Raw genomic sequence first — 7,374 nt, 5'->3', positions numbered from 1 at the left:
ATGCGCACTTACGACTTGGATTTCATCCAAGTCAAAGTTTGCGTAAGGGGATACCCCTTAACCCCAAAAAATTGCTACGCAATTTTTTAAAAGCAAAAGCAAAACCATCACAAGGCTAAGGCATGGCAATTTATCACTGTACGACTAAGACCGTTAACCGAAGTTCGGGACGAACTGCGGTAGCATCTATGGCCTATCGTGCAGGAGAAAAATTGACAGATGAACGGACAGGGTTAACGCACGACTTCACGAGAAAAGAAGGTGTGGTGTATACAGAGATTCTTTCTAACTTGGATACTGAATTAGACCGAAGCAAAGTTTGGAATTTGGCGGAAAAATCAGAAAATCGGAAAGATGCCCGAACCGCACGTGAATGGGTGATTGCTCTACCGGACGAGCTGGATGAAGAACAGCGAAAAGAACTAGCAAGAGAGTTTGCTCAATCTTTAGTAGACCGTTATGGGGTGGTTGCAGATTTAGCGATTCATGCACCTAGCAAAGGTGGAGATGATAAAAACCATCATGCACATATCTTACTGACAACTCGCAAAGCAGAATTAGATACTGAAAATAAACTGGTCCTCACTCAAAAATCGGAAATTGAGTTAAGTAACACCAAAAGAAAAAGCTTAGGCATGGGAACAAGCCAGGAAGAAATTAAACAGATTCGAGCCACCTGGGCAAACTTAGCCAATCATGCTCTGGAATATGCAGGGTATCGGGAAAGAATCGACCACCGCAGCTATGCCGATCAAGGTAATCAGATACAAGCCACCATACATGAAGGCAGTAAAGTCACCCAGATGCGCAGAAAGGGCATAGATACTGAAATTAGCCGTTTCAACGACACGATCAAACAGCAGAACAGCCAGCAGCTCCAATACAAACAACAGCACAAGGAACAGACCTTAGAACAGGGTTTCAACCGTGTTGAAAAAGGCTTTGAGCAATGGAAGAAAGATCAGGAAGCTAAACGCCTAGAACTGGAACATAAAAAACAGTTAAAGCTACAGCAAGAACAAGCGATGAAGCTGAAACAACGCAAAAGCATGAATAGAAATGGGCCTTCCTTATGAGCAATCAAAACGATTTAGACGACCAGTTATATATTTTATTGGCATCCATGAAGGAATACAGGGAAGCCATAGCAGATGATAACAAGCGATTAGAGACGTTTTACAATAAGGTAGCTAGTGGGGTACTAGAACAGAGCAAAAAGACCCTAAATAACGCAAATCAGGAAGCTACACACGCCCTTCAAGGTCGTATTCAGGAGTTAGATAAAGCCACCGATAAATTGAACTACAGATTTATTGCCTTGTTGTGTGCAATTTTCCTTAGTCTGGTATTAGTTTTCCTGTTTTTTATATTTTTATTTATTCCAAGTTTTGACGAGATCAAAGAACGTCGTGCAGAAGCAGCTTGGCTAGAACAAAGATATAACCTAGATATTAAAAACTGTAATGGCCAATCCTGTGTCCGGATCATGAAAAATGACTGTCATGGGCCAAACAAAGATTATTGCGTGATCGACCCTAAATAATGCTTTTTAAAGTGGAGTGGCAGGCCAATAACCGTGAGTAGTGCAAACTTCAGGAATAGAAATGGTAACAGATTTAGGTATTACAGTGGTTCGCCCTCCACCTAGGATAATTTCATCCCCTATAAAAAACTTATGACCATTAAGTTTATTGGTGATACTGACCTTGCCGTCATTTGTATATGCTAATTCAGTGCTATCAGCCCAGATAATAAAAGGACCTGTATCACTGTCCAGTCTGATACAGCCATACGGATCTAAATGCAATATTCCTCCAATAAGTGAAGCTCTTGCACCTGATTCATTATGCTTAATAAAAAATATAGGTTTTACAGGTTGTATAGCATCAGAAACTAAGGCGGGCTTTGCCATACAACCAGTCAGTACAGAAATGATGAAAAAACTTTGAGCTAAATTGTATATTTTCATAGTTAACCAAATTTTGAGAGAGGACAATACTTTGCTTGGTTTCTTTCGTTATTCAATTTATACCGGTGCACGCAAAGTGGCTCGACTTTGAAACATGGCTAAAGCCCTATTTCAAAGCATCGAGCAAAATTTTAATTAAACACGTTTCAATGCCATGATATGACGAACCATCTCGTTAATATGCTGTTTTGTTTCATCATCTTGAGAACTTAGCCAAGTTACAACATCCGCATCAAAAGCTTTTACTTGAGCAATCGCATGGCGTTCTTGTAATTTTTTCACGAAGTTTGGTTTTACTACTGGCGCATTGGTAGGGTCAAAATTTTTATAGCGTTCTAATTCATTTTGCATGGTTATACCTCCGCTTTTGATTGTGTGATGGCTCAAAAGCAGTAATGATTCTTGCAACATCACCACGTTCGACCCAAACCACTGTTAGTAGTCTACCACGATTGCTTAGACCGATTGATATCAACCGTTGTTCGTCATAATGACCAAGATCGTCAAAGGACATCAGCTCTGGATCAAGAAAAACGCTACATACTTCTTCAAAAGTAATTTCACGCCCTCGATAGACTATTTCCATTTTTTTATCGTGCCATTCAAATAGCAGACCGTAATACTCAATCAACGGCATCTTTAGCCTTTTCCCTAGATTTACAACCTTCTAAAAGTCTACTTAGAGGGTTTCACTTATTCAATAACTCATTAATTTAAATGGGTTCTAACATCTAAGTTTCGTATAAGCGCCATTATGTTAAATAGAGTTTTCCGATGTATATTTTAGGATTTTTCATTTTTGAGAACCAAAATGAGTTGATCCATTATCAACCGTATCAAACAAGGGATAAAGCGAAAGCAGAGATTACGAAATATATTGAATTATTTTATAATCAGTGCAGGATTCAAAAAGATTTGAAGTTTAAAATACCAAATCAAATGGCAGAAGAGTTTTATAAGTTGGCTGTCTAGAATCCCATAAGTTGGGGTCTTCAGTATTTGCAACACACATCAAACTTAATTACTTTCATTATTCCACAACCGCATCAAAATTAATCCCATTTAAACCATCCAGCCCTTCACCGCTTTCCCACATTTGATGTTATTTACGTTCTAGATGTGTCAAAAGAGAGGTCTGAATACAGCCTACTTCATCTGTGTTGCTCTCATAAAAGCTTAGCTAAAATACCAAAACCAGAAAGCGACCAACACACCTAGTGAAAGGACTGAAGCAAACAGGGTGAACCATGAATGTGATTGTGTCCCCCAAAACATACGCTTTGCTAGCCATTTTTTAAGTAGAACACTATTCAGTGTCAGTGCTGTCAAGTGTAGTAATACAGTAGCTAAAAACAGATTTGCGAATAGTTCATGCACTTCTTTTAAACTGTGGCTATGCGTATAGTCTGTTAAAAAGCCTGCCAGTACAGTTAAGGGCATCAGGCAAAAAACACCCAGTATGCTCAGCTGAAACAGGCTGGAACTGGCTGCTTTTAAAAATGCTGGGGAAAGCCATTGCTGCGGTTGCGCCCAATAGCGCTGCACAAATGGCTTGATCACATTAAATCGACGGCTCGCCCCTGAAGGCTGAGTATGAGCAAATCGAGAAGCAAGAAACTGCCATAAAATTCTTAATATCAGGCTAATACCAAGTGTATAGCCAAACGCCATATGCACTTGATGCCATTCTTCTGCATCCCCCGTGAGATAAGCCCCAGTAAAGCTCAAAATAATGACGATATGCAGAAATCGAATCAGTAAATCTGTAGAAGATGTTGCTGTGTTCTGAGCCATAAAAAACCTTTGTTGACTGTATTTTAGTTGCAGAATAGCAGCTCAAGCTGAGGTTAATATTAAAAATACAGTCAAAAAAATTGCGCTCATTAGAGCGCAATTTTAAAATTGGAAGATCATGTGAATATTAATTTTGTCTACCATTAGCTTAATATGGATTATACGAAGCCTGAACATTGGAGTCGGTTTTTTTGATGCGTATAACCCCATTATTAAACAAGGTTATTTTAAATGTAATGGATATGCATCAGTAGCGACTTATATTCTCTATTGTCTAGCTCAATTAAGGTTTACAGATAAAATATTTACTATAATCATTCTGATAACAGCAAGAGACTATATTGTGCGCCATTCTTATCATATCGAAAAACATTATATTGAACGGTCAGGGTGGCTACGTGCGGCTGTACTAGGGGCTAATGATGGGATTATTTCTGTAACAAGCCTAGTAGTCGGAATAGCAGCCAGTGGTGCTTCTTCTCAAACATTATTAGTAACATGTGTTGCGGGATTAATTTCTGGGGCGGCTTCAATGGCTGCAGGTGAATATATTTCCGTTAAATCACAACAAGATATTGAACAGAATGATCTGAAAATGGAGGCACGTGAGTTAAAACTCCATCCTGAACATGAACTGCAAGAACTAAAAAATATTTATATACAACGTGGTTTAGAACCAACTTTAGCTGAAGATGTCGCTAAACAACTAACTATGCATAATGCTTTAGATGCACATGCTCGTGATGAAATTGGCATTTCAGATCATACCTCTGCCAAGCCATTTCTAGCGGCATCTTCTTCAGCCCTCGCATTTTCTGTAGGTTCATTATTTCCTTTAATTTCAATGATGCTTCTGCCTGAACAATATTTAGATAAAGGTGTCATGCTGATTGGCGTTTTAACTCTCGGAATTATGGGAGCATTGGCGAGTTATGCTGGCGGTGTAAGTATCTGGAGAGGTTCTGTTCGGGTTATGATTTGGGGAATTGTCGCAATGTTATTCAGTGCTTGGATCGGATCACTATTTAATGTTGCTGTGACCTAATATACTTTGTGTATCTGATCACAATATTTTAATCCAATAAATTATTATAGGTTTTGGGTAGTTATTATTCATGAGTTCTCCTAACTTTTAGATACTTATATTACATATGATCTAACCTGATTAGAGGTCAAAACTAAGATACTCAATCATCTGCTTCAAAGATTTTTTAAAATTAACATAATACACCTTATACGAAATACAATTTTTATTACTTTAAAAATCAACTTCTTATATACTATTAAAAAGCCCATTCCCCCTCGAATGGGCTTTTTTTATGATTTTTCACGCTCCACGCTTAATAAGTGAGCAATGTTTCACGACTTTGATTAGATATTTTAATCAGTGCAGTAAGAACCGAGCGAGTGTCTACGAGCGATTGAGCATTATAAAAATTTCGTCCTCTGCCTTTTCTCTGATTACAAGCTTCCTTTAGATTTTAAACGGTAGATACAGAGCATCCCGAATGGGTGCGAACTTTGGAGTTTTTGCTTTTCAAAAAGTATGAGCGGAGCGAATACCTTATCAATGCTTTTTTTGGATATTACAAACAGTATTAATTAAAAACTGCCCCTCGAAGCGAGGAACGAGCTTCAATAAAGTACGAGCTTTAGCGAGTACCTAGGGCAGTTTGCACTCCCCTCTCGAAAGGCTTTTAATTATTTTTAAAGCTTTTAAATGCTTTTAGGAAGGGTGAAAGCATTGGTATACGTGCATTTCAGAAGGCATAAACGGACAGTAGCTCTTATATAAACGGACAGTAGCTCTTATATAAACGGACAGTAGCTCTTATATAAACGGACAGTAGCTCTTAATTAAAGGACATTAAATAATTTGACCTTAAAAGGATATTGAAATACATTGTCTTCTAATTCAATAATAAAATAAGGGCTGTTTTATGAAGAACAGTTTAGTTGTGAAAGATAATGCTTTAATCAATGCCAGTTATAACTTGGAATTAACAGAACAGCGTTTGATTATGCTTGCCATCATTAATGCCAGAGAATCAGGGCAGGGCATCACAGCCGATAGTAAGTTAGAAATTCATGCTAGTGATTATGCAAAGTTGTTTAATGTATCCATTGATGCTTCGTATAAAGCCCTTAAAGAAGCAGTGAATAACTTATTTAACCGTCAGTTTAGCTATACAGCCGAATATAAAAGAACAGGGAAAACTGGCGTTGTACGTTCACGTTGGGTTAGCCGTATTTTTTATGTTGATGATTTAGCATTACTAGAAATAACTTTTGCTCCTGATGTTGTCCCACTGGTAACACGTTTAGAAGAACACTTCACAAGCTACCAAGCCAAACAAGTCGCACACTTAACAAGTAAGTACGCTACTAGGCTTTATGAGCTTCTTATAGCTTGGCGTGAAGTCGGTAAAGTGCCACAAATAGAAATTAGTACTTTTAGAAATAGACTAGGACTATTAGAAAATGAGTACACAGCAATGAGTGACTTTAAAAAGCGTGTACTAGAGCCTTCTATTAAGCAGATCAATGAACATACAGATATTACCGTGACGTATGAACAGCATAAAAAAGGACGTTTAATTTCAGGCTTTTCATTCAAGTTAAAACAGAAGCAACAGCCAAAAATTGAAGTTAAGCATGACCCAAACACACCTGATTTTTTTATAAAATTGAGCGATCCACAACGCCATTTATTTGCAAATAAAATGTCTGAAATGCCCGAAATGAGTAAATATTCACAAGGTACAGAAAGCTACCAACAATTTGCTATTCGTATCGCTGATATGCTTTTAGAGCCTGAAAAATTCAGAGAGCTTTATCCAATTTTAGAAAAATCAGGATTTCAGCCATGATTAAATTAAATAACCTATCAACCGATCTAAAGCATGTGACCGTTGAATACCTCGACATCGTAAATTATGAAATTGCGAGGGAAAATATATGCGGTTATATCTTCCTATTATCCCGACTATCCAAAGATGCCGAACCCACCGAAAAAATGCAGATGGAAAGCAAAATACAGGACTTAATTTACTATCGAGATAATTTGCAGATAGAAGACAAGGACAATATTCAAAAGGTTTTAAATACGCTCATTCCAGAGTATCAAGCCGAACAAAATAACCAAAAAGCTAAGAAAAATTAGGCTTCAATATCGGGCAAACCAAAAAGCTGTCTATCCCGATCTTCTGTTAAATATTCGTTGAGTTCAGCGAGTATTTTTTCTTTATTGGCTTCATTCTGCATTTTCTTAATTAAATAAGAACCAAGCAAAATTTTGCGTCTAGTATCGTCCTTTCTTTCCTGTTCCTTTTTCTTGGTTTTTTCTCTTGCTTCGATAGCCTGTTTTTGGGCTTTTAACTGTTTCAGCTTCTCTAACTGGGCTTCAATTTTCTTTTCGATATTTTCAGCAGATTTTGTCATAACGGTTAATTTTGGGATATAGAAAACCACTCAAGCATAAGGCCCTATGAATTGAAATTCAAGCGGGCTATATGCTATCGTGTTTTTCATGAAATGCGCACTTACGACTTGGATTTCATCCAAGTCAAAGTTTGCGTAAGGGGATACCCCTTAACCCCAAAAAATTGCTA

Annotated in this window: 10 protein-coding genes and 1 pseudogene; 6 read left to right on the top strand and 5 right to left on the bottom strand. The window is 37.6% G+C overall.

The features are described 5' to 3' along the window. Positions 1-122: 122 nt before the first annotated feature. Positions 123-1,076 (top strand): MobQ family relaxase, encoded by a 954-nt coding sequence (gene mobQ, locus ACK2M2_RS15975; protein ID WP_253114855.1) that lies wholly within the window; start codon positions 123-125, stop codon positions 1,074-1,076. Beyond that, positions 1,073-1,543 (top strand): hypothetical protein, encoded by a 471-nt coding sequence (locus ACK2M2_RS15970; RefSeq protein ID WP_419349842.1) that lies wholly within the window; start codon positions 1,073-1,075, stop codon positions 1,541-1,543. Before mobQ ends, ACK2M2_RS15970 begins: the two co-directional genes overlap by 4 nt. A 6-nt stretch (positions 1,544-1,549) precedes the next feature. Here the strand turns inward: ACK2M2_RS15970 and ACK2M2_RS15965 are convergent, their stop codons facing one another. The 3 genes from ACK2M2_RS15965 to ACK2M2_RS15955 form a co-directional block, all read right to left on the bottom strand. Beyond that, positions 1,550-1,969 carry a hypothetical protein gene (locus ACK2M2_RS15965; RefSeq protein ID WP_127245514.1) on the bottom strand — a complete coding sequence of 140 codons (420 nt, stop codon included), beginning with the start codon at positions 1,967-1,969 and terminating at the stop codon, positions 1,550-1,552. Between the two features lie 135 nt (positions 1,970-2,104). Beyond that, positions 2,105-2,320: a hypothetical protein gene (locus ACK2M2_RS15960; RefSeq protein WP_419349840.1), complete on the bottom strand. Its 216-nt coding sequence runs from the start codon at positions 2,318-2,320 to the stop codon at positions 2,105-2,107. Beyond that, positions 2,310-2,606, bottom strand: coding sequence for a BrnT family toxin (locus tag ACK2M2_RS15955; RefSeq protein WP_111886105.1), 297 nt, complete (start codon positions 2,604-2,606; stop codon positions 2,310-2,312). Before ACK2M2_RS15955 ends, ACK2M2_RS15960 begins: the two co-directional genes overlap by 11 nt. 170 nt (positions 2,607-2,776) lie before the next feature. Between ACK2M2_RS15955 and ACK2M2_RS15950 the strand changes: the two are divergent. Next, positions 2,777-2,941 (top strand): annotated as a pseudogene (locus ACK2M2_RS15950) (IS3 family transposase); the annotation flags it as partial. A gap of 204 nt (positions 2,942-3,145) precedes the next feature. Here the strand turns inward: ACK2M2_RS15950 and ACK2M2_RS15945 are convergent. Further along, positions 3,146-3,763: a cytochrome b/b6 domain-containing protein gene (locus ACK2M2_RS15945; RefSeq protein WP_419286675.1), complete on the bottom strand. Its 618-nt coding sequence runs from the start codon at positions 3,761-3,763 to the stop codon at positions 3,146-3,148. A 343-nt stretch (positions 3,764-4,106) separates the two neighbouring features. Between ACK2M2_RS15945 and ACK2M2_RS15940 the strand changes: the two genes are divergently transcribed. From ACK2M2_RS15940 to ACK2M2_RS15930, 3 genes are all read left to right on the top strand, one after another. Then, positions 4,107-4,808 (top strand): VIT1/CCC1 transporter family protein, encoded by a 702-nt coding sequence (locus ACK2M2_RS15940; protein WP_419286676.1) that lies wholly within the window; start codon positions 4,107-4,109, stop codon positions 4,806-4,808. Positions 4,809-5,703: 895 nt separating this feature from the next. Beyond that, complete coding sequence (gene repM / locus ACK2M2_RS15935; protein ID WP_396231324.1) at positions 5,704-6,633, top strand: replication initiation protein RepM; 930 nt, start codon at positions 5,704-5,706, stop codon at positions 6,631-6,633. Further along, positions 6,630-6,926 (top strand): hypothetical protein, encoded by a 297-nt coding sequence (locus ACK2M2_RS15930; RefSeq protein WP_396231323.1) that lies wholly within the window; start codon positions 6,630-6,632, stop codon positions 6,924-6,926. The genes repM and ACK2M2_RS15930 overlap by 4 nt, the downstream gene beginning before the upstream one ends. Here the strand turns inward: ACK2M2_RS15930 and ACK2M2_RS15925 are convergent. Beyond that, positions 6,923-7,204 (bottom strand): mobilization protein, encoded by a 282-nt coding sequence (locus tag ACK2M2_RS15925; RefSeq protein ID WP_396231322.1) that lies wholly within the window; start codon positions 7,202-7,204, stop codon positions 6,923-6,925. The two genes, ACK2M2_RS15930 and ACK2M2_RS15925, sit on opposite strands and share 4 nt — an antisense overlap. Positions 7,205-7,374: the final 170 nt, after the last annotated feature.

It is taken from the genome of Acinetobacter sp. TY1 (assembly GCF_048551395.1).
Lineage (GTDB): Bacteria > Pseudomonadota > Gammaproteobacteria > Pseudomonadales > Moraxellaceae > Acinetobacter.
This window is presented reverse-complemented; position numbering and strand designations above follow the sequence as displayed.

Excerpts from the sequence above, each read along its gene's own strand:
- ACK2M2_RS15970 (WP_419349842.1), top strand. The coding sequence starts at position 1,073 with ATGAGCAATCAAAACGATTTAGACGACCAGTTATATATTTTATTGGCA.
- ACK2M2_RS15960 (WP_419349840.1), bottom strand. The coding sequence starts at position 2,320 with ATGCAAAATGAATTAGAACGCTATAAAAATTTTGACCCTACCAATGCG.
- repM (WP_396231324.1), top strand. The coding sequence starts at position 5,704 with ATGAAGAACAGTTTAGTTGTGAAAGATAATGCTTTAATCAATGCCAGT.
- ACK2M2_RS15930 (WP_396231323.1), top strand. The coding sequence starts at position 6,630 with ATGATTAAATTAAATAACCTATCAACCGATCTAAAGCATGTGACCGTT.
- ACK2M2_RS15965 (WP_127245514.1), bottom strand. The coding sequence starts at position 1,969 with ATGAAAATATACAATTTAGCTCAAAGTTTTTTCATCATTTCTGTACTG.
- ACK2M2_RS15955 (WP_111886105.1), bottom strand. The coding sequence starts at position 2,606 with ATGCCGTTGATTGAGTATTACGGTCTGCTATTTGAATGGCACGATAAA.
- ACK2M2_RS15925 (WP_396231322.1), bottom strand. The coding sequence starts at position 7,204 with ATGACAAAATCTGCTGAAAATATCGAAAAGAAAATTGAAGCCCAGTTA.
- ACK2M2_RS15945 (WP_419286675.1), bottom strand. The coding sequence starts at position 3,763 with ATGGCTCAGAACACAGCAACATCTTCTACAGATTTACTGATTCGATTT.
- mobQ (WP_253114855.1), top strand. The coding sequence starts at position 123 with ATGGCAATTTATCACTGTACGACTAAGACCGTTAACCGAAGTTCGGGA.